Origin of the sequence: Rhizobium sp. AB2/73 (assembly GCF_020871915.1) — a bacterium.
Lineage (GTDB): Bacteria > Pseudomonadota > Alphaproteobacteria > Rhizobiales > Rhizobiaceae > Rhizobium > Rhizobium dioscoreae.
Genome location: NZ_CP067073.1, coordinates 862,295 through 886,791, shown reverse-complemented (window position 1 = coordinate 886,791; position 24,497 = coordinate 862,295). Strand labels below are relative to the sequence as shown.

The 24,497-nt window shown below is 58.2% G+C and carries 23 protein-coding genes; 2 read left to right on the top strand and 21 right to left on the bottom strand.

Going from position 1 to position 24,497, the window contains the following annotated elements; translation table 11 throughout:
- The first annotated feature begins 38 nt into the window (after positions 1-38).
- On the top strand, positions 39-944 hold the full coding sequence (locus I8E17_RS30145) for a LysR family transcriptional regulator (protein ID WP_069615726.1): 906 nt from the start codon (positions 39-41) through the stop codon (positions 942-944).
- On the opposite strand, the gene I8E17_RS30140 is transcribed toward I8E17_RS30145, so the two are convergent.
- Genes I8E17_RS30140 through I8E17_RS30130 form a run of 3 tightly spaced genes read right to left on the bottom strand, consistent with a single transcriptional unit; the run spans position 934 to position 4,963 of the window.
- Positions 934-3,192 carry a molybdopterin cofactor-binding domain-containing protein gene (locus I8E17_RS30140; RefSeq protein ID WP_069615725.1) on the bottom strand — a complete coding sequence of 753 codons (2,259 nt, stop codon included), beginning with the start codon at positions 3,190-3,192 and terminating at the stop codon, positions 934-936. The genes I8E17_RS30145 and I8E17_RS30140 overlap by 11 nt on opposite strands.
- Positions 3,189-3,674 (bottom strand): (2Fe-2S)-binding protein, encoded by a 486-nt coding sequence (locus tag I8E17_RS30135; RefSeq protein ID WP_113367526.1) that lies wholly within the window; start codon positions 3,672-3,674, stop codon positions 3,189-3,191. Before I8E17_RS30135 ends, I8E17_RS30140 begins: the two co-directional genes overlap by 4 nt.
- Positions 3,671-4,963, bottom strand: coding sequence for a cytochrome c (locus tag I8E17_RS30130; RefSeq protein ID WP_113367546.1), 1,293 nt, complete (start codon positions 4,961-4,963; stop codon positions 3,671-3,673). Before I8E17_RS30130 ends, I8E17_RS30135 begins: the two co-directional genes overlap by 4 nt.
- A gap of 262 nt (positions 4,964-5,225) precedes the next feature.
- Here I8E17_RS30130 and I8E17_RS30125 point away from each other — a divergent pair, with 262 nt between their 5' ends.
- The gene (locus tag I8E17_RS30125; protein WP_162750988.1) at positions 5,226-6,341 is read left to right on the top strand and encodes an AraC family transcriptional regulator; all 1,116 of its coding nucleotides are present in this window, start codon (positions 5,226-5,228) and stop codon (positions 6,339-6,341) included.
- 33 nt (positions 6,342-6,374) lie between these two features.
- Here the strand turns inward: I8E17_RS30125 and I8E17_RS30120 are convergent, their stop codons facing one another.
- From I8E17_RS30120 to I8E17_RS30035, 18 genes are all read right to left on the bottom strand, one after another.
- Complete coding sequence (locus I8E17_RS30120) at positions 6,375-6,557, bottom strand: hypothetical protein (protein ID WP_162750987.1); 183 nt, start codon at positions 6,555-6,557, stop codon at positions 6,375-6,377.
- A 277-nt stretch (positions 6,558-6,834) separates the two neighbouring features.
- Complete coding sequence (locus I8E17_RS30115) at positions 6,835-7,815, bottom strand: alpha/beta hydrolase (RefSeq protein ID WP_113367523.1); 981 nt, start codon at positions 7,813-7,815, stop codon at positions 6,835-6,837.
- A 137-nt stretch (positions 7,816-7,952) separates the two neighbouring features.
- On the bottom strand, positions 7,953-9,410 hold the full coding sequence (locus I8E17_RS30110; protein WP_113367522.1) for an alginate export family protein: 1,458 nt from the start codon (positions 9,408-9,410) through the stop codon (positions 7,953-7,955).
- Between the two features lie 2 nt (positions 9,411-9,412).
- Positions 9,413-10,309: a glyoxalase gene (locus I8E17_RS30105; protein WP_229002233.1), complete on the bottom strand. Its 897-nt coding sequence runs from the start codon at positions 10,307-10,309 to the stop codon at positions 9,413-9,415.
- Positions 10,310-10,311: 2 nt separating this feature from the next.
- Positions 10,312-10,758, bottom strand: a complete 447-nt coding sequence (locus I8E17_RS30100; protein ID WP_069612884.1) for a DoxX family protein — start codon at positions 10,756-10,758, stop codon at positions 10,312-10,314.
- A gap of 11 nt (positions 10,759-10,769) precedes the next feature.
- Entirely contained in the window at positions 10,770-12,656 is a 1,887-nt protein-coding gene (locus tag I8E17_RS30095) for an amidohydrolase (protein WP_113367521.1), read from the bottom strand.
- A gap of 27 nt (positions 12,657-12,683) precedes the next feature.
- The gene (locus I8E17_RS30090; RefSeq protein ID WP_069612874.1) at positions 12,684-12,950 is read right to left on the bottom strand and encodes a XapX domain-containing protein; all 267 of its coding nucleotides are present in this window, start codon (positions 12,948-12,950) and stop codon (positions 12,684-12,686) included.
- Positions 12,951-12,980: 30 nt separating this feature from the next.
- A complete protein-coding gene (locus tag I8E17_RS30085; protein WP_113367520.1) occupies positions 12,981-13,688 on the bottom strand; it encodes an alpha/beta hydrolase in 708 nt (235 codons plus the stop codon).
- Between the two features lie 122 nt (positions 13,689-13,810).
- Positions 13,811-14,467, bottom strand: a complete 657-nt coding sequence (locus I8E17_RS30080) for a hydrolase (protein WP_069612876.1) — start codon at positions 14,465-14,467, stop codon at positions 13,811-13,813.
- Between the two features lie 242 nt (positions 14,468-14,709).
- Positions 14,710-15,510 (bottom strand): AraC family transcriptional regulator, encoded by an 801-nt coding sequence (locus I8E17_RS30075; RefSeq protein WP_083258178.1) that lies wholly within the window; start codon positions 15,508-15,510, stop codon positions 14,710-14,712.
- Between the two features lie 178 nt (positions 15,511-15,688).
- Positions 15,689-16,666 carry an AraC family transcriptional regulator gene (locus I8E17_RS30070; RefSeq protein WP_229002232.1) on the bottom strand — a complete coding sequence of 326 codons (978 nt, stop codon included), beginning with the start codon at positions 16,664-16,666 and terminating at the stop codon, positions 15,689-15,691.
- A gap of 944 nt (positions 16,667-17,610) precedes the next feature.
- On the bottom strand, positions 17,611-18,237 hold the full coding sequence (locus I8E17_RS30065) for an isochorismatase family protein (RefSeq protein WP_069612879.1): 627 nt from the start codon (positions 18,235-18,237) through the stop codon (positions 17,611-17,613).
- Positions 18,238-18,545: 308 nt separating this feature from the next.
- Entirely contained in the window at positions 18,546-18,887 is a 342-nt protein-coding gene (locus I8E17_RS30060; RefSeq protein WP_113367517.1) for a hypothetical protein, read from the bottom strand.
- Positions 18,884-19,552, bottom strand: a complete 669-nt coding sequence (locus I8E17_RS30055) for a M17 family peptidase N-terminal domain-containing protein (protein ID WP_083258179.1) — start codon at positions 19,550-19,552, stop codon at positions 18,884-18,886. Before I8E17_RS30055 ends, I8E17_RS30060 begins: the two co-directional genes overlap by 4 nt.
- A 152-nt stretch (positions 19,553-19,704) precedes the next feature.
- Positions 19,705-20,787 carry a low temperature requirement protein A gene (locus tag I8E17_RS30050; protein WP_113367516.1) on the bottom strand — a complete coding sequence of 361 codons (1,083 nt, stop codon included), beginning with the start codon at positions 20,785-20,787 and terminating at the stop codon, positions 19,705-19,707.
- Positions 20,788-20,940: 153 nt separating this feature from the next.
- The gene (locus I8E17_RS30045; protein ID WP_113367515.1) at positions 20,941-21,612 is read right to left on the bottom strand and encodes a YoaK family protein; all 672 of its coding nucleotides are present in this window, start codon (positions 21,610-21,612) and stop codon (positions 20,941-20,943) included.
- Positions 21,613-22,002: 390 nt separating this feature from the next.
- A protein-coding gene (locus I8E17_RS30040) for an IS3 family transposase (RefSeq protein ID WP_219510925.1) occupies positions 22,003-23,222 on the bottom strand; the annotation gives its coding sequence in 2 pieces (ribosomal slippage) (positions 22,003-22,886 and positions 22,886-23,222; 1,221 coding nt in all).
- Positions 23,223-23,494: 272 nt separating this feature from the next.
- On the bottom strand, positions 23,495-24,487 hold the full coding sequence (locus I8E17_RS30035) for an MBL fold metallo-hydrolase (protein WP_113367514.1): 993 nt from the start codon (positions 24,485-24,487) through the stop codon (positions 23,495-23,497).
- Positions 24,488-24,497 lie beyond the last annotated feature (10 nt).

Here is a 24,497-nt window from a genome sequence, read left to right as displayed (position 1 = left end):
GCCTCGATTGATCGTCTAGAATAACAGTTTGCGATATAATGGATACGAACGACGTCCTGATCTTCACCACTGCTGTCTCTGCCGGTAGTCTCGCTGCCGCGGCCAGGCGCCTTGGGCTTACACCCATGATCGCAAGTCGAAGACTGGCCTCGCTTGAAGCATCGCTCGGCGTGCGGCTTCTGCACCGAACCACACGCTCACTTTCCCTGACACCGGAGGGCGAGAGCTTTCTTCCATTTGCGCAAGCCCTCGTCGATAACGAAAATGCAGCGTTGGCACTGTTGCATTCGGGTGTCACGGGTGCGGCGGGATTGCTGCGTGTCTCCGTGCCCATATCGTTCGGTATCAAGTTCGTCATGCCGATGGTGCCAAAGCTGCTCGATGACAACCCCGAACTGCGGGTATCGGTCGACATGACGGACAGCCTGCCCGATCTCGTCGCGACCGGGACAGATCTTGCCATTCGCATTGCCCGATTACGCGACAGCAGTCTCATTGCGCAAAAATTGGCCGATAATCCACGCCTCGTCGTAGCAAGCCCCGATTACCTCGCGCGGCGGGGCAAACCGGCGAGCCTCAGCGAGCTTGCCAACCACGATTGCCTGGCCCTCGGCAATGCGACGCACTGGACTTTTCAGACCGCGGACGGGGAAAAGCACGCCAAGCTCGGCGGCCGCTTCTCTTCCAACAGCATCGCCGGATGCTATACGGCATGTCTTGCCGGCGGCGGACTTGCCCTGCTTTCGAACTGGTATGCAAGCGACGACATCAAGGCTGGACGTCTGGTATGGGTTGATTTTCAAGGGGCACGGCCCGATACCATCCATATCTGGGCCGTCTATCCAACCTCGAGACTTGTATTGCCGAAAGTTCGCGTCTTCATATCTGCGTTGCGGGCAGCACTGGCTGCCGCCGGTCTCCGCAATTCCAATTCTATTGGGTAATGATTGCGGCCCTCACCTTCTCGGGCGTCAATGGCATGTCACGGAAGCGAATTCCGGTCGCATCGGCCAAGGCGTTGGCGAGTGCTGCCGACGCGGGTCCTTGCCCGCATTCCGCAACGCCAAGGAATGGCTGACCAGGCTGATTCTCGACGATCACGTCGATCTTTTCGGGTATATCGAGAAAACGCAGGATCGGATAAGTACTCCAATCGAAACTCGTGCGGATGGTTTCATCGTTGGTGACAGCCTCGCGGGTGCACCAGCTCAGTGACTGTATGATGGCTCCCTCTACTTGATTCTGAACGCCGTTCGGGCTGACGATCTCGCCACAGTCGGTCGCTGCTTGCGCGCGATGAACGGTAATGCGGCCGGTGTTCTGATCGACGCTAACCTCCAGGCAAATGGCACAGTAGGCGCCGAGATTCTTGTAACGGGCAAAAGCCATTCCGAAACCGTGAAATGGGCCTCGTTTCTGTCTGCCCCGCCAGCCGAAGGCCTCGGTGGCGGTCTGCATGACCCGACGCGCCCGCTGATCTGCCATGTGCTTCATCCGCAGATCCAACGGATCGATACCACCGACGAGCGCCAGTTCATCAAACATGCTCTCTATCGAGAAGACGTTCAGATGCGCTCCCAGCGAGCGCAATGCCGAAACTCTGATCGGCATGTCCTTGATGAAATGATAGACCACCTTCATATTCGGCAGGTCATAGAGCGGATTGGAGTTTCGGCTACCATCGCCCTCCGGCATTGGTATCGGCCTGCCTTCAGGTGGCTGAAACCTTGCAGTCACCTCGTTTCCGATCAGCACGCCACCGGCACCGACCGGCCTGTTGTTGTGTGGATTGCTCCAGACATCGTATTTCCAGGCAATGATGTTGTTGTCGGCGTCAAGACCCGCCTCGACCTCCGTTGCCATGCCAGGCCCGAGCGGCTCCCATCCGAATTCCTGTTCCCGCATCCACTGCAATCGCACCGGCTTGCCCGGAACCTTCATAGCGATGAACGCCGCTTCGGCGGCGACATCGTCGGCGCCGTTCTGACCATAGCAGCCCGCTCCCTCGGCGTGGATGGCGCGGATTTTCTCGATTGGATAGTCGAGCAACTCGGCTGCCACTCGGCGAACGTCATAGGTCCCCTGGCTATGTGTCCAGATCGTCAGAAGATCGCCCTGCAGCCAAGCCAGCGCGCAGGAAGGCCCGATGGAGCCATGCGAAATCCATCGACGCGTATAGCGCGCTGACCTGGTCTTGATAGCACTTCCAGGCCGGCCCGCGACATCAAGAATGGAAATTTCTCTGGCGGGAAGCGACTTCAGCACATCCTCCACCTTGCCGGTTGGAAATGTCGCACCGCTCAGCTCATAGGCCGATGCTTGTAGCCTCCGCATAAGCTTGACCGCATCCCATTCCCTTTCGGCGACAACGGCGGCAAAGTCACCGTTCTGTACGAACTTGAAGAGCCGTGGCATCGTTTCGATCTCGGCTGCCGACGGCAGCTTGAGCCTCGTGCGCTCGCTTGGGCCGCGGACGACACGCGCATGCAGCATGCCCGGCAAGCGAATATCGTGAATGAAGGCCTGTCCGCCGGAAATCTTCGCGGGAATGTCCACCCGCGCAAGGCTGGTGCCCATCGTTCGGAATTCCTTCTTTTGTCGCAGAGGGGCATTTGCGATCGCCTCGACATGCAGCGAAAGCTCGCCGGCGATCTCACCGTAGCCCAGCCTCCGACCATCCGGCGCGAGAACATGGCCGTCGCCGGTGGTGGTCAGCTGCTCGGCAACATTCTCAAACCGCTGAGCTGCATGACCAATCAGCAGCATTCGGACGTTGGCGGCTGCGTTTCTGATCGCGGTTCCGCTATCCTGCATCGAATGGCTTCCCGCCGTCAAACCTTCGTCGGGCGTCCTTGCAGTATCGACAGTGACGAGCGTCACAGCGTCGGGCCCGAGATCGAGTTCTTCAGCCGCAACCTGCAGAAGGGCGGTGCGAATTCCCTGACCAAGCTCTGCCTTACCCGTAAAGACCGTTGCATGTCCGGAGCTATCAAGCTGGATCCAGGAATCGAGATAGGGCCATGACTTCAGGCTGCCAGGCAAGTTCGGGGCGACAATGGCAGGGCCTGCTCCCCCTTCGCCGCCGCCTGCCAGTTGAGCAAACGCCGGTCGGGTCAATGCGAAGGCAACGGCAATCCCGCTTGTAGTCAGAAAGGAACGCCGCGTTATACCGGAGGCGGGCAAGCTGTTCATTGCATCCCCCCTTGCTTTGACGTGTGTAAATTCTGGCTCGCGCGCCGGACTGCGCGCAGTATCCTCGCATGCGTCCCGCAGCGACAAAGATTGGGCTGCATATGAATGCGAATTTGCTCGTCAGTCGGCGCCGGGTCTTTGTCGAGTAAGGCCTGAGCACGCATGATCATGCCGGCGATGCAGTATCCACATTGCGCCGCCTGTTCATCCTGAAACGCTTTCTGCACGACATTGGGCGCCTCGATGCTTCCCAGGCCCTCGATCGTGCGCACCTGCCGGCCACCGAGCGCGCCGACGGGCATCAGGCAAGAGAAGATTGCCTTGCCGTCGATATGCACCGTGCAGGCACCGCACTGGCCGAGGCCGCAACCGTATTTCGCCCCGTTCAATCCCAACTCGTCGCGCAGGACGTAAAGCAGCGGCGTGTCAGGATCGGACACAATCAAATGGTTCTGGCCGTTGACGTTGATCGAGATCGTCATTCTGCGTTCTCCTTGCGAATACCAGCGACTTTCGCCTCCAAGTCCTTCCAGCCCTGTCTGTTCGTGAACCGGGTCCTGGCATAAGCGAGAAGGTCGGAGACCTGGCGATCCGTCAGGATCGTAGAGAAGGAAGGCATGTAAGCACCCCTATTTCCCACCGGCTCGACCCCTTGCAGAACGGCTTGAATGGCGTTCCTTGGATCGTCGTCCTGCAGATCGCTTGCCGTCGATAGCGCCGGCCTGCCTCGCGTCCCCATCGGTGCGCCGGGCGCATGGCATCCCGCGCAGGCACCGTTGAAGAGCAATTCCGCATCGGGATGGGCTGACGCAGCTTGAGCCGCATTGTCAGTCGTCATTGTTGGCATAACTTCGGCCCGGGTCGCTTCCGCCGGATGCATTCGCGAATTGATGTAAACGGCAATCGCCTGCACATCACCATCATTGAGCTTCGACAGGCCCTCGGCAACTGGACCCATCGGCCCCGCGGCGGCGCTGTGCCCTTGATCGAGCCCTGTCTTCATATAGTTGAACAGAGACGCCACATTCCATCGAGCCGCCGTTGGATTACTGGCATCAAGCGGCGGAGCGTTCCAACCTTCCGCGATACCGCCGGCGAAGCTTCGGTCACGTTCTTCGCCGCCGGCGAGATTCCTTGGCGTATGACATCCACCACAGTGACCAAGACCATCGACGAGATATTTTCCGCGGTTCCACTGCGCGCTTTCGCCCGTCTGCTGTTCGAACGGCGTCCGATCCAGGAAGAGCAGCTTCCAGCCCGCGAGCAAGGGGCGAAAACCGAGGCCGGGCAGAAGCTTGTTGTCAGGGGCGGTTTGCGAGACGGGCTGACGTGTCATCAGGAATGCATAGACCGCCTGAAGGTCTTCATCGCTGACATGTGTGAAATGCTCGTAAGGCAAGGCCGGATAAAGATGGGTGCCGTCGCGTGCGACCCCCTGCTTCATTGCTCGAATGAAGGCCTGCAACGACCAGCTCCCGATACCGGTGGCTTCGTCCGGGGTAATGTTATTGGAATAGAGCGTCCCAAAGGGTGTCGGCAGTGCCCGCGAGCCCGCAAAAGGTCGACCATTGGGCGCCGTGTGACAGACGATGCAGTCTCCGACGGCTACAAGCTGCTCGCCCCTCCTCACAATCGATGCATCAAACGCCGTTGCAGCTGGACGGTCGATCTTGGCAATCGTTGGTTCATATACAAGCCAAGCGGCAACGGCCAGACAGATAATCAAGACGGCAGCCGCGCCGCCCCACAAAGGCTGCTTCAATAACTTCATGGCCGACACTTCGTTTTCATTGTCATGTTCATGCCGCCATGGGAGCGCAGGGTCTTGTCTGTTTTGACTGCATTTGGATGCTTACGTCGCTTTCGTCGGATGTTCCAGCGATTGTCCAGCAATGAGAGCTAAGAGCTACCTCGCAGGTCAATTTTCTCGGCTTTTTCGATCGGCGCGCAGGAAATGGAATATCTGACGAGATCGCGCGGCTTTAAGCATGTGAAGACGCCATCGGCAGTATGTCTGTTTGCGCCTACCATCGTTGAACGTCTGGCTTTATGGCCGAATTGATAATGATAACCGCTCATTTCCACCCTATGGGTTCCCAGTGTATGGACGTCCAGCGCGGTATTATGGATATGTGAGGGCACTCTGTCGCGCTAATTGGCGCGCTTTGACTTCCATGGCTTTCTGTGACCAGAATGATGCAAATACCTCATGTCAGGTCCACCCGAAGTCAAAACGGAACATGATGTCGTCACCATACAATCACGATCGGGGCTCAGGAAAAAAGATGGACACGTTCGGCTGCCAGTTGGCGCAGCTCGATCGAGACCGGCAGATTTCCGGCGGGGGTATCGACTTCTATCATAAATCGTCGGACCGCCCCAGATTCGCTCAGGTTGCAACACCTGCAAGCGACCGCGGATATGTAGTCGGAATTTCACTTGCTGACGGCCACCGGCGCCGCATTTTCGGTGCGCACTCTTCCTCCATTCATGATTTTCAGGAGAATTCGATCTATCTCCGCAACTTCGCCGACCCTTACAAGGCGGACATGAGCGGCAGTTTCGATTTTGCGCTGATGGAGATTTCAAGCCGAGGTCTGAGCGACTTGGCCGATGGCGCCGATATGAAGGCGCTGTCGGAACTTAACTGCAAGACCGCCGAGCCCGACGTCATTTTAGGCGGGATGGTCCGGGCGCTGTTTTCAATCCCCGATGTCGATAAGAACCCATTGCTCCGCGATCAATTGAGCATAGCAATCGGCGTCCATCTCGTTCACAAATACGGGAATGGCCGATCCCGCTTCTGCTCCAAGCGGGAAAGACTGTCGCGAGCGGAGGAGGATCGTGCCAAGGAGTTTCTGCGCAATCATCTGAAGGGCGACGTCTCGATCGATGCGCTTGCCGCTACCTGCAATTTGTCTCGCGTTGCCTTTATCCGCGCCTTCCGGCAGAGCACCGGCCAGACACCACATGAATGGCTACTCGATCGGCGGATCGAGCAGGCGTGCGCACTGCTTTCCGCGTCGCGAATGTCGCTGGGCGACATTTCCAAAGCATGTGGCTTTGCGGGCTTGTCTCAGTTCACGCGCACCTTCACGCATCTCATTGGACAACCGCCAGGTACATGGCGCAGGGCAAGACTCTCCTGACAGCAATGTCCAGCCGCGGTTGACAAAGATGGATCAGCCGCTCGCCATTGAGCCCGGCGCGCTGACATTGGGTGAGGCCGGAGGAGGATCGTCACCGACATCCGCGGGTTTGAGCGGCCTCCCATAAGGAAGCTCGCTTTCGAGATCCACCTTTTCTGGCAGGCTCGCAATTCCGTCTCGCGTATCGGTATCGATATGCTTGATGGGCGCCGTCATGGTTCCGCTGATCCTCTGTTCGATTTGTCGGCGAACAACCATCCGCCATTTGCGGCGCGCGTCAATTCCTCCGGCGTTTCAACCCGCGCGACGAAGGCAAGAGGCCAAGCAGTCCGAAGCGACAGAACACCAGGCCGGTGAGACCGTGAAGCGCCGATCATATGCATCGCCTTCGTCCGCGTATATCGAGGAGTATAATACTGCGAAGATAGTGTACGACCCGCGGCAGGCCGAAGCACGCTGCAGGCCGTCCAGCCATTTGATGGAACTTGTCGTGTTATCCCCTGATGAAGGCTAGCAGATCCTGGTTTATGACGTCGGCGTGCGTCGTCAGCATGCCATGCGGATAGCCCTTGTAGACCTTTAGAGTGCCGTTCTTCAGAAGCTTCACGGAAAGTTCCGCTGAATCGGCGATTGGTACCACCTGATCGTCGTCTCCATGCATGACGAGCGTTGGCACGGTTATCGCTTTCAGGTCGTCCGTCTGATCTGTTTCGGAGAAGGCCTTGATGCCATCATAGTGCGCCTTGGCACTTCCCATCATCCCTTGACGCCACCAATTCTGGACAACGCCGGGATAGACCTTCGCGTCCGGCCGATTGAAGCCATAGAATGGGCCGGTAGGAAAGTCGAGGAAAAGCTGCGCTCTGTTGTCGGCAAGTGCTTTGCGGATGCCATCGAATACTTCGATCGGCAGACCGCCGGGATTGGCATCCGTCTTCAGCATCAGCGGCGGTACGGCGCTGACGAGAACGGCCTTTGCGACGCGTCCCTGCGGCTGACCGAATTTTGCGACATACCGCGCGACCTCGCCGCCACCGGTCGAGTGACCGATATGAACGGCATTCTTGAGATTAAGATGCTCGGCTACGGCCGAGGCGTCAGCAGCGTAATGATTCATATCGTGACCGTCACTGACCTGGGTCGAACGACCATGGCCACGGCGATCATGGGCAATGACGCGATAGCCGTGTTGGACGAAAAACAGCATCTGGGCGTCCCAGTCGTCCGAAGACAGCGGCCAGCCGTGATGGAACACGATCGGCTGGGCCTCTTTGGGACCCCAATCCTTGTAGTAGATCTGGACGCCGTCCTTGGTCTCGATAAAATTATGGGTCATAGGGGGTAATTCCTCTTCCTTTGTTGAGGCGGTTTCAGGAAAGGCAAGTGATGGCATGGCCATTGCTGCCAACGGCGTCGCGCCGGCGAGCAATGCCTGCCTTCTAGAGAGCATCATCACCAATGGGTCGTCAGACATTCGCGATCCTCTTCAATCGAGCGATCAGTTCTAGCCTGCCCCCACCCACTTGCTCTTGTCCAATGGGCGCACCGTTTGGATAAAGCGGCGCTCTCGTGCAGCCATTCTTCGCAATTCATGAGACGGCGGGGGAGGCGTTACCAAGCAAAGCCGAGTTGCGCCCCGACATAGTTTCCATTGCGGCCGCCAGCATTTTTGATGGCGTTACCGGCTTCAAAGTGAACGGCTTCAATCGCACCGGAGAGGTTTGGTGTGAAGGCGTAGTCGAGCCTGACCTGCGCATATGCTCCTGACCACGCGCCTCCCCGCCCCGCCGTTCCTGGAAGCGGTTGATTCGGCTGAACATAGATTGCGTCCTGCGTAGTCTGGCGCCATTGCAGGCCGAGTGCGCCGGTCAGAGTCATCTTGTCAGTCGGCTTGACGGTAAGCGAGGGCTTAAGATGGATGATGTTGGCGTAACCGGTATAGCCCGCAAGCGCAAAGTAGTAGCCGTTCGGGAAGAGCGGATTGAAGGTGCCGACGACGTGATCGCCAGCGCGGTGATCACCCGAGGCGATATCGAACTGCAGCCCGATGCGTGGCGTCCAGGCAACGTCATCAAGCGTATAGCCGGCGCGAGCTCCAAATGCCCATGCACGAATGTCCTTGTCGCCGACGCTGCCAAACTGACCCATCCCTTCGATATCCCAATCAATTTCATCATGCTTGCCAGCAAAGCGACTGTCGAAGATATGTCGATCCTCTTCCCCGGAAGCGTCCAGATAATGGGCGTTTTGCCGCTGATAGAGTGAATAGTAGGCACTCAGCTCGTTGCCGCCAAGGACGAGCCGTTCGACGCGCAGGGTGCTGAAGCGGAAATCTCCGCTGGAGGTATCGTCAAACGGCTCGGCGTCGCGATATTGTACGGGCTGACTGACAAAGCCTATGAAGCGCCATGACGCGGTCTCCCAGTCGGCCCAGATCGCATCGAAAGACTGGCGCACATTCGGTCCGTCACGCGAGGAAACGAAGCGCTGGAGGTCGAAGGCAAAGTCCTGGCGGCCAATACGCGCCTTGAAGGTACCCGCGTCGAAGTCGTGGCTGTAACCAAGGAAAGCAAGCCTCAGATCGAGCTGATCGGCATCCGCCGAGCCGATATTCTTCTTGCCGAAGGCACGATCGTCCTCGAACTGCGTGAAGACCTGCCAGTCCTTGAAGAGATTGAGGTCGATGTGGAGCTGGGCACGCTGGATGAGATAATTGTCGCGCCTGACGCCGCCAATGCCGAAGCCTGGTGCGCTGTTGCTTTCGAAGCGCTCCCGTACCGTCGCTCCAAAAGAGACGTAGGTGTCCGGACCGGACCCCGATAGCGGGATATATTTGAGGCGATCCAGCGGCTGGGGCCTCAGCGCGGGATCGGCCAATACCGACCAATCCTCCTGCCAACGATTAGAACTGATCGCCGGCCGCTTCGATTGCACCGGCTTGTCGCCGGCCACTGCTGCGAGCGGCGTCAGATAAAGGATGACGATTGTCGCGAGACAGGAAAGCCAGTGGTAATCGATGCCGACACGTTTGGCCGACCGGCGAAATCCTGTCGCGAAAGTCCGTATCATGATCACGGCGCCGTCGTATGGATTTCGGCGACATAACCGCCGGGGAATTCGACCATTGCCGCCTTGCGCTTGTCGGACGTGTAGGGGTCGACGAGAACCGTTGCTCCGCTCGCCTTCGCCTTGTCAAGCGTCGCGGCAAGATCCGATACCTCATAGCCGGTGGTCTCATGGCCATAAGGATACGGCAGATGACCGTCAGTCGCGAGAAGCGTCATCTTTCCGAAGACGGATTCAATCCGAAGCCGACGGAATGTGTCGTTGGGGCGCCCGATCTCGATACCGGAAGCCTTCTTGTCGTCTGACACGACCCGACCCTGGGAAAAGGCCAAGAAGGCTTTGACGAACTTGTCGACGGCGTCGGGGGATACATAGATGCGGTTCTCGGGGATCTTGTCGAAGGCCGTATAACTTGGCTTGGCCGTATGCCAGTAGAGTTGCATGTTAACGCCGCCCGGCCATTGAATGACTGCATCGCGACCGATTGGATCGGGAAAGACATCGACGACGACCGATGCGCCGACCGCACGCGCGGTCGCAACAGCCTTGTCCAGATCGGTTACCAGATAGCCGGTCCGCTCGGCCCCAAAGGGATAGGGGATCGGCGTCTGGAAACCAAAAAGCGACACGGTTCCGACCGGCGTCTGAAGAAGTTGCGATGTCGTGCTACTTGGCGTCGGCGTCACGGTAGCGACGACCTGTTTCGTGCTGCTGCCACCGAACGTGGCGAGAAAGCTTGCGACGAAACTGTCGACCTTGTCGGGATCGACGTAGACGTGGGTCGTGTCGTATTGCGCACCCACGCCAAGCTGTGGATGGGCGGTGCGAGCGAGCGCAGAGCCTGCCGGCGTGAAGGCAAGGGAAGCCAGTAGGCCGATCGTGTAAGCGTAGCGCGTAAGCATTCTTAAACCTCCGTGATATTTGCAATGTCCCGGTTAAGATCGAGCCAGGCTACCAGGAGAAAGCCGCCGACGAGGCCGAGATGTTCGAAAAACGAATTGGCCGCCATGAAACGCTCCATGCCAGGAGGCAACTCCCAGAACCGGAGCGCGAGGAAGGTCGCGAGAAAGGTGAAGGCCCCAAGTGCAAGCGCCGCCAGCCAACGAAAAAAGCCGATCAAGATCATGGCCGAGGCGGCCAGTTCAAGAACGATCACGATCACCGCAAAGACGGGCGCTGGCGCAACGCCAAAATGACCCATTTCGCCGACCGCGCCGTTGAAATCGGTAAGCTTGTTGAGTCCACCTTGGAGATAGGCGGCGCAGAGTCCGAGATAGGCGAGGAAGCGCATCGCGGACGATCCGAACACCGGGCGTGCGACGGAAGAAAGCTTCGACCGGAGAGTTTGCATGGTCGCCACCCTCACACGGCCCAGCATGAGCAACCAAGGGCTCCAAAGAAGCCCCTGAGATCGGAGATCGGCAGCTTCGAGGTCCAGGCGCCCGCATGATCATGGCCGTGCATGGCGCAATCATTGGCGCAACCACAGGATGCAATCGCGGTTCGACGCAGCGAGTTTCGCCCGGCACGTTCAGGCTCGTCCCAGGCAGCATAGCCCCCGAAGGTGCGCACCGGAGACCAGTCGGGCATAGCGGGCGGGACAGGGTTTTCATCCAGCGTCTTGAAGACGCCGGCGCCATAAACGGTCCTGCCGCCCACCATCGTCAGATCGGACGTGAGGAAAGAGATCTCATCCTCGGCACAGGCAAAGAAGTCCTTGCTCGGCACGATGAGGTCTGCGAACTGGCCTTTCTCGATACGGCCTTTCTTACCTTCCTCGTTGGAAAACCAGGCAACCTTCTCCGTCCACATCCTGAGCGCCGTCTCGCGATCGAGGCAGTTTGCGCGCGGATAGAGTTGCATGCCACCAACGGTCTTACCGGTCACCATCCAGGAAAGCGAGACCCAGGGGTTGTAAGAAGCGACGCGGGTGGCGTCGGTCCCGGCGGAGACATGCACGCCCTTGTCCAGCATCCGGGCAATCGGCGGCGTGGCTTCCGCGGCGCCATGACCATAGCGCTCAACGAAATACTCGCCCTGATAGGCCATGCGATGCTGGGTGGCGATGCCGCCGCCAAGGGCGGCAATACGATCGATCGACTGATCGGAGATTGTCTCGGCATGATCGAAGAACCAGTTCAGACCCGCAAGCGGAATATCCTGATTGACCCGCTCGAACACATCGAGAGCGCGTGAAATCGTCTCGTCGTAGGTGGCATGCAGCCGCCAGGGCCAGCGATTTTCGGCAAGGACCCGCACCACCTCCTCCAGCTCTCCTTCCATCTCTGGCGGCATGTCAGGACGTGGCTGGCGAAAATCCTCGAAATCGGCGGCGGAAAAGACCAGCATCTCGCCTGCGCCATTATGACGAAAATAGTCGTCGCCCTGCTTGTACTTTACCGACGCCGTCCAGTTGAGGAAATCCTCCTTCTCCTGCTTCGGCTTCTGGGTGAAGAGATTGTAGGCCAGGCGCACCGTCATCTGCCCCTCATTGGCGAGCTTTTGGATGACGGCATAATCGTCGGGATAATTCTGGAAGCCGCCGCCGGCATCGATAACGCCTGTCACGCCAAGGCGGTTGAGCTCGCGCATGAAGTGGCGCGTCGAATTCAGCTGATAGTCGAATGGCAGCTTCGGCCCTTTCGCCAGCGTCGAATAGAGAATGCCCGCATTGGGTTTGGCAAGCAGCAGGCCTGTCGGATTGCCTGCAGCATCGCGGATGATTTCGCCGCCCGGCGGATTGGGCGTATCTCTCGTATAGCCAACAGCACGCAATGCGGCAGCGTTCAACAGGGCACGGTCGTAGAGATGCAGAAGGAAGACTGGCGTCTGCGGCGCGACCGCGTTGATCTCGTCGATTGTAGGCAGACGCTTTTCGACGAATTGATGCTCGGTAAAGCCGCCGACGACGCGGACCCATTGCGGTGGCGGCGTTATATCAACCTGGCGCTTCAGCATGTCCATGGCATCCGCCAGCGAGCGTATGCCGTCCCAACGCAGCTCCATGTTGAAGTTCAAGCCGCCACGAACCACGTGAGTGTGATTGTCGATCAGGCCCGGCAGCACACGTTTGCCGTTAAGGTCTATGACTTTAGTATCGGGACCGGCTAACGTCATGATCTCGGTATCGTGGCCGACAGCCAGGAACCTGCCGTCCTTGATGGCCACAGCCGTTGCCGATGGGTTGGCGCGGTCGAGCGTGGTGATCAAACCGTGATGCAAGACGAGGTCAGCAATAGCATTTTCCATTGTCGTCGTTCTCGATTGAAAAAAGATTCAGGCTTTATCGGAAGCGGCATCGGTGGGCTTTCCACCCTTCGGCAGGTGGCCGAAGACATGCGGCTTGATCTGCTGCATCCACGAGACGGCGGCCGGTTCCTTGTTGATGAGTGTCTTGGCGAAGGGAATGATCTGCTCGCCGACGAGGATGCCGAGGAGGCCGACAAGAGCAATGACGGGCGGTGCGGGCGAACGCACGTTCAGCAGGCTGTAGACGACACCGACGAGCAAACCGGCTGCGAGGGAATAGAAGTAGATTTTCATGGGAATTGTCCTTTTCAATTCGTCTGCGCTCTACGCGGCGCTTGCCTCGGCAACCGCCTCCAGGATGGCGGAGGCAACGGCCTCAGGTTGCGAGAGCAACGACATGTGGCCGGCTTTGAGTTCGATCGTGCGAGCATTCAGCTTCTTCGCCAGTTCGCGCTGCAGCTCCACGCTAACCGCCCGGTCCTCGGTGGAAATCACGTACCAGTTCCTACGGTCCATCCACGCAACTCTACTCACCTTGTCGGAGAACGTGTCCGCACCGAGCGGCGGCTGGGTAGCGGCGAGAAGGCGCGCATCCTGTTCGGGAAGATCCTGCGCGACAGCATTGACCCAGCCATTCACGCTCATCCTATAGCGGCCGCTGCGATCGGAGCTTACATTCGCGAGAGCCGGTGGCGCGGGGTAGGCTGCAACCTGATCTCCAGTCGACTGGCCTACATCCGGTGCGAAAGCTGCCACGAAGACCAGAGCTTTGACCTTCGGATCGTCACCCGCCTCCGTAATGACGGTTCCTCCCCAGCTATGGCCCGCGAGAACGACAGGTCCGTCGATCTCGTTCAGCGCGTGGCGGGTCGCCTCGACATCATCCAACAGAGACGATGTCGGATTCTGAACGGCGACAACGGGGACACCACGTTTCTGCAAGAGCGGAATGACGGATCTCCAACTCGATGCATCTGCCCATGCCCCATGCACGAGGACGACGGTCGGCTTTTTCGACGGTGAAGCGGTCATGATCAGCCTCCGTGTATACGAGGGAAAAAGCGATCGGAACGCGGCGCAAAGGCTGGGTGCGCCGCGCGAGAAATCAAGGAGCGGGCCGAGGCATGGCCCGACTGCGAACGGCTGAGCGTGCCTCAATGGCCTTCGGACGCGCCGAACATGGTCTTTGCGTAAATGATGCCGAGGCCGTAGGCGCCACCGAACTTCTTCGCGATACCGGTGGTCATATCGTAGGTCTCGGTGCGTGACCAATCGCGCTGAAGTTCAAGCAGATACTGGAGCGAGGTCATCGGCTGCGCGCCGGCCTGGACCATGCGATCCATCGCGCGATTATGAGCTTCTTCGGACACGTCACCGCAGGCGTCGGCCAATACGAAGACTTCAAAGCCCTGCTCGAGGGCTGACAGTGCGGGGCCGACGATGCAGACGCCGGTCCACAGGCCGGAAAGCACGATACGCTGCTTGCCGATGCGGTTCACCTCCGCGATGACCGCGGCGTCTTCCCAGGTGTTCATCGACGTGCGGTCGAACAGCTTCTGACCCGGGAAGGCGTCGGTAATTTCCGAGAACATCGGACCGGAAAAGCTCTTTTCGGCAACCGTGGTCAGAATGGTGGAAACGCCAAAACCCTTGGCCCCATTGGCGACGAGCGCGGCGTTGGTACGCAGGTTGACCGCATCGATGTTCTTGGTCGCAAAAGACATCTGCGACTGAAAATCGATCATGATAAGCGTGTGGTCTTTGGGTGTGAGAAGTTTCGAACCCGGCGTCGGCGTCGCTTTAACAGTCATTTTTTCCCTCAACATGTGCCTAATGGCAAAGACGCGCATAGAATGAAGGAGAAGCCGACCGTGTTCTTGTCGGTAAGGCGTGTGGTTTGGATGATTTGATTGTTCCCGTACCTGGCAGGATGCCTATACCCACCAATCCGGCGAACTTTCAGGGTGGCACCTCAAGCGACGCTCGACGCGGTCAGAAAGCGGCACTCACGCCGACCGTGTCACGTTGCGCGAATACCTATATTTTGAAGGGATTATGACCGACCACCGACCCAGTTATGACGACGCCAGTTCCCCGGCGGCTCGCCGACAACCTCGGAAAAGATTCTCGTCATGTGGCTCTGATCCGCAAAACCGCAGGTAACCGCAATTTCCGCGATAGGCGCGGTTGACATCAACAGATCCTTGGCCTTCGCCACCCTGTACTCGATGAGCCAGCGGTAGGGTGTCTTGCCAAAGGTCTCCTTGAACGCCTTGATGAAGTAACTGCGTGACAGACCGCATGTTTCCGCAAGCTCGGTAATGGAAACCTGGCCGCCAACATGCGTCGCCAAGAACTCCGTCGCTCGCTTTTCCTGCCATGGCGCAAGGGTACCCTTCCTGCGGACAGGGAACTGAACGCCGCCATAGGTTTGCGCCAAATGCGTCAGAACCGCGAGGCTGACTTGCTCCAGAAACAACTGACTTGCCTGCCGCGGGTTCTCCAGAGACGGCAGAAGCGCCTGGGCGAGGCCGAGAATGACGTCGTCCTTGGTGCCCGGTGGACACGTCAGACAAGAAAACTCCGGCCTTCCCATCTCGACCGCGAAGCTTCGAATGTGCGAGAAGGGTATCTGGAAACGGACGTTGTCAAACGGCGAGAGATGATGGCATCGCCATTCCTCTCGCAAATCGGTAATCGCGAGGGTGCCTTTGGGGTGCCCGCCCTCGAAGATCAGCGTGCCTCCCCTCCAAAGCTTGTGATGACGGAAGTCCATCAACTGCGTAATGACGTGAAAGGCCTCTTCACGATCGTTGGGCGGACTGGGCGGGAGATCATCGTCGTCATAATGCATGCGCGTGATGCTTATTGCCGAGGCTGCGATCGTGGACCGACGCGCAGCATGTGCAGGTTCAGGCGAATTCTGAGCCGGTCGCCAATCCAAATCATCCCCCAACTGCACCAACATTATCGACACCGCACCTATATCGCACGTTGTCGGTAAATTACACCGGCTTTTTTTCTAAAAGCACTCAATGCATCCAGGCACCACGCCACGCTGCCGGTGTCATGCCGGTTTCTCGCGAGAAAACCTTTGTGAAATAGCTCTGGTCGGCAAATCCACAATGTGCCGCTATTGCCTTTACCGGCAACAAATGCTGCGACAGCATATCTTTAGCGCGATCGATGCGCATGCGCGTCAGCCATTGATGCGGTGTGAAGCCCGTGGCTTTCTTGAATTCCTGAGAAAAGTGGTGCGCCGACAATCCGGTTGTGGAGGCGATCGTCGCGACGGAAAGCTCGTCGGCCAGATTATCGAGCATGAATTCCTTTGCTGCTTTCTCCTGACAGACCGACAGCGAGCTCTCCGAAACACCGTTACGAAGTGTCTCATCGCGATAGTCATGCAGGAGATGTGCGCACACGGCCGTTGCCATATGTTGAAGGAGAGCGGGCGCGGACAAACTGTCTGTCTCGAAGAGCGGCATCAATGCAATGCCGAGATTTCCGAGGACGACATCGGGCTCGCCTCGTCTGCACCTCAGTCGGTGCAGCTTGGTGGTGCACGACATTTCGGCGACTTCGTTAAAAAGCGCCTTCGGCAAAACGAACGCCAATGCGTGCAAGCTGCTCTGCAACTCGATGGACGCGCCCTTCTGTAGGTCGACCAGGCAGACCGAACCGCGCCCGTAGCGGCGCGCCTGTGTCTGTGAACCATCCGGTCTGATGTCACAATGCCTCGCATCTTTCAGATAAAGCATCAGGAAATAGGCTTCACATGCGGGCAGGTCGACCCGCAGCGCATTTTGCGCCGCAAGCTCCTTTCTGATTCTCGTCACAGAGAACGCCGCCGACTTTATCGGAACGGTCGTCAGGCATGGCGCTTCGGGAGATTCGAAACACAAGCCAACCCATCCGATCTCCTGGCAGCACATCGTCAAGTACTCCTCCCCAGCCTGCCTCTTGCCGCAATTCCGCTCGTCATTTAGACCAAGGCGCACCTGAACCATAGTCGACCCGCTGCGGCCAGGCAACGCCGATGACCGTTGCCATGCAACTGAGATAGGTAGCGCTATCCCGCAAGATCGTCGTCTGCTGTCGTCATCGCGAAACCGCGTCGCCCACCAAACTCGGCGGCGCGCATAACACTTATCGGTAAATTCAAGTCGATGGTGGATATCGGCACACGCGTTGCTTGTCCAATTGTTGCAGTCTTTGCACTTGCCATGATCGATTCGATCTCATCTCAGATCGCTACCACGGTGGCTCTGTACACGTTTCATGGATGACATTTTCGTCGATACGACGACACGCCGCGCCGTACGATGCAAATCTACCCTCTATTGTCGTGGGAGACGTTCAGCCAGAAATGAGCGTCTGGTGGGGAACAGAGACCCATGCCGCCGATCAGATAAATTTTCCCGTGAAATCGCGCATTGACTTGTCTATTGTTCCGCACGGCAGATCTTAGTCACATCCGATATGACCCCGGCTAATCGGAGGCGACTCTGAGAACATGAGGACGCCTGTTCACCGCTAAGTTGAAGATCTTCAATTTGGGAAAGATGCTGCTGACGAGGGCCGCCAAGACCGGGCTTGCGTGTTGCACATATCCGATGCGTATTTTCAGAGGCTTTTGCAAGCCAGGGGTCCTGACTCTTTCAATGGACAAGGCGTATATGAACAAGCCCGTCGATCGGCGGGTCGGCTGTGGCGATATTCATGCGCATCTGCATGAGCAACGCAACGGGTCCAACAAGCAGGGGTTGTCCGGTGCCGGTAGACGAGCCGATCACGATTTCATTGCGCGGAATTCCCTCTCCGAAATTGACAGGTCGGTCGCTTAGGGCATGACGATAGACCACAAGGGTCAGATAAGGACGGCAAGACTATCCGGGAACATGCCGTTGTGTGTGGCAAACTGACGGCGGAGCCTAGGCCGGATCCGATAGTTCTAAATAGGGTGGATCATATCCCGGGCGTATGCCAGACCAATGCCGTAACCGCCGGCGTGAGCCTCAACGATCGCTCTGGCATCATTGTAGGTCTCTTTTCTTGTCCAGTCGCGTTGGAGTTCAAGGAGTACCTGCAGCCAGGATGTCAGTGTCGCGCCTGCCGCTTCCATCCTGCGAAGCGCCAGAGAGTGGCTCTCCAAAGTAATCCCACCACAGGTGTCTGCCACTACCGACACCGCATAGCCTTCCGCTAGAGCGGAAAGAACAGCGAAGGAAACACATGCCTCCGTCAGCAAGCCGGAGACGAGCAACGTGCGCCGGCCGGTTTTCTCGATTGCCGCCTTAACAGCATCGTCCTCCCACGCATTCATATTGCGCCTCTCGATCGAGACAGCGTCCGGAAGCACGGTCTTGACCGCTGGCATCAGCGGGCCGCTGTAGACCTTCGAGGCGGAGGTCGAAACGACCAATGGAAGCCTAAAGGCGTTCGTGACTTTTGCCAGGGCGACAACGTTGCTGAGAAGAAGTTGCCGATCCGTCGATCCGACACCAAAGGCGAGGCCTGCCTGCTGATCGATCATGAGCACGGTCGGCTGTGCCGGTGTCAGGAGTGGAAGTTCTGTCATCGAAGTTCTCGGGGTTCGACTGATTGCTCTCGATGTCGTTCGTTACCCTCTTTTCCGGGGCTCGGCTTGAACGGAATGGGCGAGTTTTTGCAAACAATCTCGACTCCACTGCCACGGAGCAATCGAGATGGCGCAAGGGCTCGACCGCATAGGACGAATTCCCGATGCACTCGCCGTATCTCCATTCCCCTCGGCGGTCGAATTCGTAAAGCGTTCATCCGCCATGCGAATAGCGAAGACAATTCGTCCCACGCTGCGGATCCACTGACACATCGAGGTACGGTGTGCCCCGCTTCTTCGCGCAACAATCAAGGGAGTGGCTTTCCATCATTGCCAAAACGTTCGATCGTGCTTGAACCGTCCGCCGCGACGGTGGCATCCACCCGGCGCTTGCCAGTGCTGTCGATGAGAACGACACCCGAGCCTCCGGCGTTGTTCAGGAACAGATAGGAAGACGCGCCGCCGGGGCGATCGAATTTTACATGCGCGCCCTTATCATCGATTTCCAGAGCGGCGGTCGGCAAGGCGGGATCCGGATTGGAGAGGGTAAGGCTTGGCCGGTCCGCAGCATCGAGCGTTACGGATGCCCCGGCCCTGCCGTCCTTGCGCAGGATCTGGATCGTTGGTCCTGGCGGTGGCAAGTCAGTCATTGTTCTTCCCTCTTATCGGACGGAGGTTCATTTTCACCTGTTGCAGGCACGTATGCTGCGACGATCTGAAAGCTGTCTCGGAAAGACTCCCTGGTCATGTCAATGCGCGAAGCGCCGACATCGAAGACCACGCGACATAGTACCGGCGCGTTTGCGAGTCCGCATTCGGCAATCCGCAGCTGCGCCTCGATCGTATCGATAACAGCTTTCACCATACCGCGCGTAATGTCGACCGTGCGCTCGGGGTTCAGACCGGAGTCCAGCAGACTGGGCGCGAAGGCCATACTACGATCGCCGCGTTGAACCGCTGTGCGCACGGCCACCGACACGGCATGCGCTGTTATGTCGGCCGTCCATGCAGACGGAGTGCCGAGACCGACAATCAACAGCGACTTTGCTTGAACTCCTGTCGGAGGGGTGCTGACGAGAAGCGTCTCCATGAATTTCGCTTTGAAGCTACCGCTGCGGCGCAGCGCCGTCAGGCGTCCGCCAAGAGCCTGGTCAAGATGCAGCAGTCCGCCCTTGATGCCCGTGCTGTCCAGTTCATGAGTGAACATACAAGCGGCGGACAAATCGACCTGCGCATGGCCTGTGTCCCAAGGTGCGACTTCCAGCGAGACGCCACGCCAATTTCCAAATGATTCTAATTCTACTGACGAAGACATCCTGGTTCCCGTTGTGTCCCAAGCCATGAAGCCGAATGTGCCGCGCTGGCGCCCACCGGTATCGAATTTCTCAAACCCAGCGTTGGTCTCATTGATTCTCGGGAGCTCGGCAGAGCGCGACCTTTAAACGCCAAGAGATGCATCCGAGCCGTCTATCTGTTCGTTCCGGTATGTGGCTGCAGCAGACGTGCGCGAGCAAGCACCGTTGAGACCAACACCACCGCGATCAGCTCGAGCGGGCGTACGGCAATCGCGCTGCCAACAAGAACTGCGCCGCCCGCGATGACAAGGAGCCATCGACACGCACCCTTGGCGATAAGGCGATCGCGAACCAGCCAAAGCGAGACTAGATAAATCGCGATCGGAACGGCAACGAAAAGGGTCGCAACGTGAGGAGAAATTTCAGAATCCCTGCCGATGCCGGTTTCGAAAATCACAAAGCCGGCAGCTGTTGCCGCCCCGGCAGCAAAAAGCGGATAATGACCATAGGACCAGAGCAGAACGGTTCCAAGGCTGCGATCGAGCAATTGTCGGTTTCTGTCGAAGTATAGCCGCCACATGGAAAATGCGATCACCGAGCAAAGCACTGCCAACCAGAAATGTGAAGGATCAGGCGCCGATGCTCCTGAGATGATGGAGACAACGCTGGCAAAACATTCACCCAAGACGATGATGTTGAACGAGTTGTAGCGATCGACAATGTGCCCGTGATGCCAGTTCGTCTGGGATCTGCTTTGCACAAGCACCGGAAGCAGCAATTCACCAACGGCTCCCAGCCCAAAGAATGGAAGGTATAAAGGCTCTTGAGGTGACAGGATGACAATCAGGACATTCCAATAGATCTGGAGCGCACCTATTCCTGCTGCATAGTACAAGGCCGTCGAGCGCTGATCCCGATCACCATTCGCCGCACCGAACCAAAGCACCATCATTGCAAGGCGCATGATGCTGAAGCCAATCATCGCAAGCCAGATCGGTTGATCGACAAATACGCCTTGGATTCCAGCGGCGAGTGTGAGCGATCCAAACATGATGATCATCGACAACGCGCGAAACGCCGTAGACTGATCGGTATAGGCGGAGGCAAACCATGTATAGTTCATCCAGGCCAACCATGCCATGAAGAAGCTGCACAGGAAACTAACCGTTCCAAGCAGGAAATTTCCGCTCTCGGCTTGCTGCGCATAACCGTGCGCGGCAGCCGATACCGCCACTACCGTGGCGAGATCAAACATCAATTCCAGCGAGCTCGAGCCTCGGCGTGCCTCATTCCGATCGCGCTGCTCCAGCCGAAATACGGGCGAGCCACAACCCGTTGGGCGCCATTTGCGGCAATACCATCTCCTCTCTCGACAGCGATGTGCTCTCTCTTCGTCCAGCACGCCAGATTACCCGGTTTTTCGCGAGTTCGACGAATAAAACAGCGCGACGACTAGTAACATACCAGCGGGTATCAACATACCAGCAACCCCCACGGTCGCTTGTGCAAAGGCGCCTCCGGCACATCCAAGAACGAAACCGACGACGAGAAGAATTGACGTCAGCGACTGCCCCCACTCTTCCGGTCTTTCCTTGTAACCGATGAGGCGGCGTGCGGCCGCAACGGCCAGCCCCGCAACATTTCCAGTCATAAGCGAAAACGGCGGCCCCAAGCCACTATCGAGGCGCTCGATCGCAGTTAACATGCCCATCGCGACGACAGCAAGGAGGGCACAAGCCGAGGTCGGGCCAAGGTTGAAAATGGCAAGAAAGGCTGCAGTGGCGAAAGCAAAGGCAGCGATGAGCATGGTCCAGACCGTCGCCTTTTGCAGGGGCCGGAGCCAGACGACCAAAATCGCGGCGAGCGCAGCTCCCAGCATGAAGAGTGGAAACGTCATGATCTGAAGACCACGCAGCCACCCTTTTTCATGTCCGGCCAGCCCCAATCCAATCAATATGACGTTGCCGGTTACCAATCCGACGAAAAGGCCTCCGAGGTGGATAAAAAATAAGGCGTCCGCGAATCCCGAAACGAAGGCGAGTGTCAGCGAATTGCCTTTGCCGCGAAGTATGTTCTGCATTACCGGCTGTTGTACCTTTCGTGGATTGGTTTACCTCACCAGCAACGAGATAATTGAACTTGTTCATCCGCATCAGCGCTTAGACAGCTGCGCCACGCACGAGAGCGTTCGGGACGGCGGGAGTATTTCAAACAAACCCGTACTCGCCAACCTCGCGATCGCAAGGGCAACAAGGATAGGCACAACAGTCTCATCACCATAGTTTCCGGATAGCTCCACGCATCCTTGAATCGACCAAACCCGATTTGAGCCGGGAATTATTGAAGAAAACAACGCTTCTTTGAACAAGTTCACTGTGATCGCCTCGGATCTGGTTTCGTACCTTCCCCGCGGCAGCTATTCTGCGTGGCACCAGTCATCGTGGAGTTGCCCCCAAAAGACCGGACATGCTCAGGTTTGAGATTGCGAGCTGATGAACTCGCGCGGTGATTGATATCCTAAAGCACTGTGCGGGTGAAGATTGTTGTAGTGCTCGAACCAGAGCGGCAGTTGCGCGATGACGGTTTCGGCATCCGGGGTGGGGTTCACCGCGACGTAGTCGCGCTTGAAGGTTTTGACGAAGGCCTCGGCCATGCCGTTCGATTGCGGGCTGCGCACGGGCGTCGTGCACGGCTCCATGCCGATGTCGCGGAGCAAGGATGCGGTATCCCTGGCGACGAAGCACGAACCGTTGTCGGTGAGCCATTCGATGGGCTCGGACAACATGTTGATGCGACCGAAGCGGTTCTCGACGGCGGTGATCACGAGGTCCTGCACGTCCTGGCTCTTGATGCCCTCCGTGGTGGCGACATGGGCGATTGCCTCACGGTCGCAGCAGTCGAGGGCGAAGGCGACACGGACCTTCTCCTTGTTGTCGCAGCCGATCTCGAAGCCGTCCGAGCACCATCGGATGTTGGAGCGTTCGACAGCGACCTGACCATCGTGGCGGCGATCATCGACCGCTCCGGTGTGGCGCACCAGAAGCAGGTTGTGCAGCTTCATGACCCGATAGACGCGCTTGGCGTTGGGCCACGAACGCCCCTGTTCGCGGGCATTCCGGCGCAGGATGGCATGGACCCGCCGATAGCCGTAGGTGGGCATGTCGGCGATGACGGCCCTGATTTCTTCCACCAGCTCCCGATCCGGGAGTGGCGGCCGTCCTCTGGCTCTGGAAGGGGAACCCGTGGCACGCGCAGCGATATTCGAGCGGGCGACACCCAAGGTTTCGCAGATGGTCTTCATTCCAAAATCCCTCTCGGCAGAGAGATCGAGCGCAACATCCGTTTTTTTGGGCCACCGGCGATTTCGAGGGCTTCCTTGAGGATTTCGCTCTCCATCGTCTTCTTGCCCAGCAGGCGTTGCAACTCCTTAACCTGGGCCTGAAGCGCCCGGTATTCGGATGCCGGAACGACCTCCTCTTCGGCGGCCGTCGCCGTCAGTGCTCCCTGGGATGCCAGCTTGCGCCAGGCGAACAACTGGTTCGGCTGGATGCCGTGCCGACGCGCGACGATGCTCACCGTTGCGTCCGCCTCGTAGGTCTCTTGAATGATCGCCAGCTTCTCTGCCGTGCTCCAGCGCCGCCGACGTTCCGGCCCGGAGAGAACTTCCATCTTAAAATTGCTACCAGTCATATTACCAACATTACTCCTACCCACTTAGCTAAGTGGGGGAGCATGTCCGGGCCTTTCGGGGGCTAATTCAGTGGCACCAGTCATCGTGATAGGAGCAAAGGCTTCGCTCTATCCTACAACCTCCGACTGGGCTGATTTTGCATGGATCGCCAGACTTACAGAAGGATAGCTTTCCTCTCGACAGCTTTGGATTGGAGCTAACTCAAGCCGGAGCCTGAAGACAACGTCTGTTGATGTTCGACTGGTCCACAGGTGTCTCCTGTTTCTGAGTGTCAGAACTGCCAGTTGGCGGGGACCCAGGCATAGCCGCCATCGGTCTTCAGCATCCGGCCAAGGCCGGGGAATGGATAGTGGAAGCCGAGCACGGGCATCTGTTCAGCAGCCGCCCTGTTGAAGATGCGACGGCGGGAGGAAAGAGCCGTCTCCTTGTCGCGGTCGGGTCCGGGCAGCCAGGGATTGTCGACATTGACGATAGGGTGATAGGCAAGGTCTGCCGTCAGCAGCAATTGGTCGTTGCCGGAATGGACGAGGAAGGTCGCCATGCCGGGCGTGTGGCCGGATGCGACGATCGTCGTTAGGCCCCGGACGATCTCTGCACCTGCTTCATAGAGCTCGACATCGTTCATAAACGGCGCAAGGCTGTTCTTGATGTTCGCCGCAAAGCGCAGACGGAACTCCTCCGGGACCGGCATGTAGGATAGGTCCGGATCGGTGCGGACGAAGAAGTCCCAGTCGGCCTTCGGAACAAACACGGTGGCGCGAGGAAAGGCTTTGCCGCCGTCTGAGGTTCTCAAGTTGCCGACATGGTCCGGATGGGTATGGGAGATGACGATCGCGTCGATGTCCGCAGCCCCAAGACCGATTGCCGCGAGGTTATCGAAGATCCGGCCGCCATTCGGGCCCATTGTCTTGCCGGCGCCGGCCTCAATCAGGATCCGCCGGCCGCCGGTTTCGATGAGAAGCGTGTTCAGATTGAGCGTCATGTGGTCGGTCGGCAGGAATGCTTGGCGCAGCACCTCCTGAAGCTGTGCTTCCGGGGCGTTGCTGGCATAGACGCGTGGCGGACCGCCAATCACGCCGTCGCTCAAGACAGTGGCGCTGATCTCTCCAACGCGGAAGCGATAATGCCCGGCATTACCGGCCGCCGGGGACGCAGCCTGAGCGTTGGCACTCCCGGAACTGCCTAGGTTCGGCAGGAGCATGCTGGATGCGCCGGCGACAGCGGACAGCATGATTGCGCGCCTGTTGAGGGTGAAGGCATTCATCTGTGTTTCC

Excerpts from the sequence above, each read along its gene's own strand:
- I8E17_RS30045 (WP_113367515.1), bottom strand. The coding sequence starts at position 21,612 with ATGCAGAACATACTTCGCGGCAAAGGCAATTCGCTGACACTCGCCTTC.
- I8E17_RS30135 (WP_113367526.1), bottom strand. The coding sequence starts at position 3,674 with ATGACGATCTCGATCAACGTCAACGGCCAGAACCATTTGATTGTGTCC.
- I8E17_RS30130 (WP_113367546.1), bottom strand. The coding sequence starts at position 4,963 with ATGAAGTTATTGAAGCAGCCTTTGTGGGGCGGCGCGGCTGCCGTCTTG.
- I8E17_RS30070 (WP_229002232.1), bottom strand. The coding sequence starts at position 16,666 with ATGGTTCAGGTGCGCCTTGGTCTAAATGACGAGCGGAATTGCGGCAAG.
- I8E17_RS30100 (WP_069612884.1), bottom strand. The coding sequence starts at position 10,758 with ATGCAAACTCTCCGGTCGAAGCTTTCTTCCGTCGCACGCCCGGTGTTC.
- I8E17_RS30120 (WP_162750987.1), bottom strand. The coding sequence starts at position 6,557 with ATGACGGCGCCCATCAAGCATATCGATACCGATACGCGAGACGGAATT.
- I8E17_RS30145 (WP_069615726.1), top strand. The coding sequence starts at position 39 with ATGGATACGAACGACGTCCTGATCTTCACCACTGCTGTCTCTGCCGGT.
- I8E17_RS30075 (WP_083258178.1), bottom strand. The coding sequence starts at position 15,510 with ATGCATTATGACGACGATGATCTCCCGCCCAGTCCGCCCAACGATCGT.
- I8E17_RS30080 (WP_069612876.1), bottom strand. The coding sequence starts at position 14,467 with ATGACTGTTAAAGCGACGCCGACGCCGGGTTCGAAACTTCTCACACCC.
- I8E17_RS30060 (WP_113367517.1), bottom strand. The coding sequence starts at position 18,887 with ATGACTGACTTGCCACCGCCAGGACCAACGATCCAGATCCTGCGCAAG.
- I8E17_RS30035 (WP_113367514.1), bottom strand. The coding sequence starts at position 24,487 with ATGAATGCCTTCACCCTCAACAGGCGCGCAATCATGCTGTCCGCTGTC.
- I8E17_RS30050 (WP_113367516.1), bottom strand. The coding sequence starts at position 20,787 with ATGTTTGATCTCGCCACGGTAGTGGCGGTATCGGCTGCCGCGCACGGT.
- I8E17_RS30065 (WP_069612879.1), bottom strand. The coding sequence starts at position 18,237 with ATGACAGAACTTCCACTCCTGACACCGGCACAGCCGACCGTGCTCATG.
- I8E17_RS30085 (WP_113367520.1), bottom strand. The coding sequence starts at position 13,688 with ATGACCGCTTCACCGTCGAAAAAGCCGACCGTCGTCCTCGTGCATGGG.
- I8E17_RS30095 (WP_113367521.1), bottom strand. The coding sequence starts at position 12,656 with ATGGAAAATGCTATTGCTGACCTCGTCTTGCATCACGGTTTGATCACC.
- I8E17_RS30090 (WP_069612874.1), bottom strand. The coding sequence starts at position 12,950 with ATGAAAATCTACTTCTATTCCCTCGCAGCCGGTTTGCTCGTCGGTGTC.
- I8E17_RS30110 (WP_113367522.1), bottom strand. The coding sequence starts at position 9,410 with ATGATACGGACTTTCGCGACAGGATTTCGCCGGTCGGCCAAACGTGTC.
- I8E17_RS30105 (WP_229002233.1), bottom strand. The coding sequence starts at position 10,309 with ATGCTTACGCGCTACGCTTACACGATCGGCCTACTGGCTTCCCTTGCC.
- I8E17_RS30115 (WP_113367523.1), bottom strand. The coding sequence starts at position 7,815 with ATGTCTGACGACCCATTGGTGATGATGCTCTCTAGAAGGCAGGCATTG.
- I8E17_RS30140 (WP_069615725.1), bottom strand. The coding sequence starts at position 3,192 with ATGAACAGCTTGCCCGCCTCCGGTATAACGCGGCGTTCCTTTCTGACT.
- I8E17_RS30055 (WP_083258179.1), bottom strand. The coding sequence starts at position 19,552 with ATGTCTTCGTCAGTAGAATTAGAATCATTTGGAAATTGGCGTGGCGTC.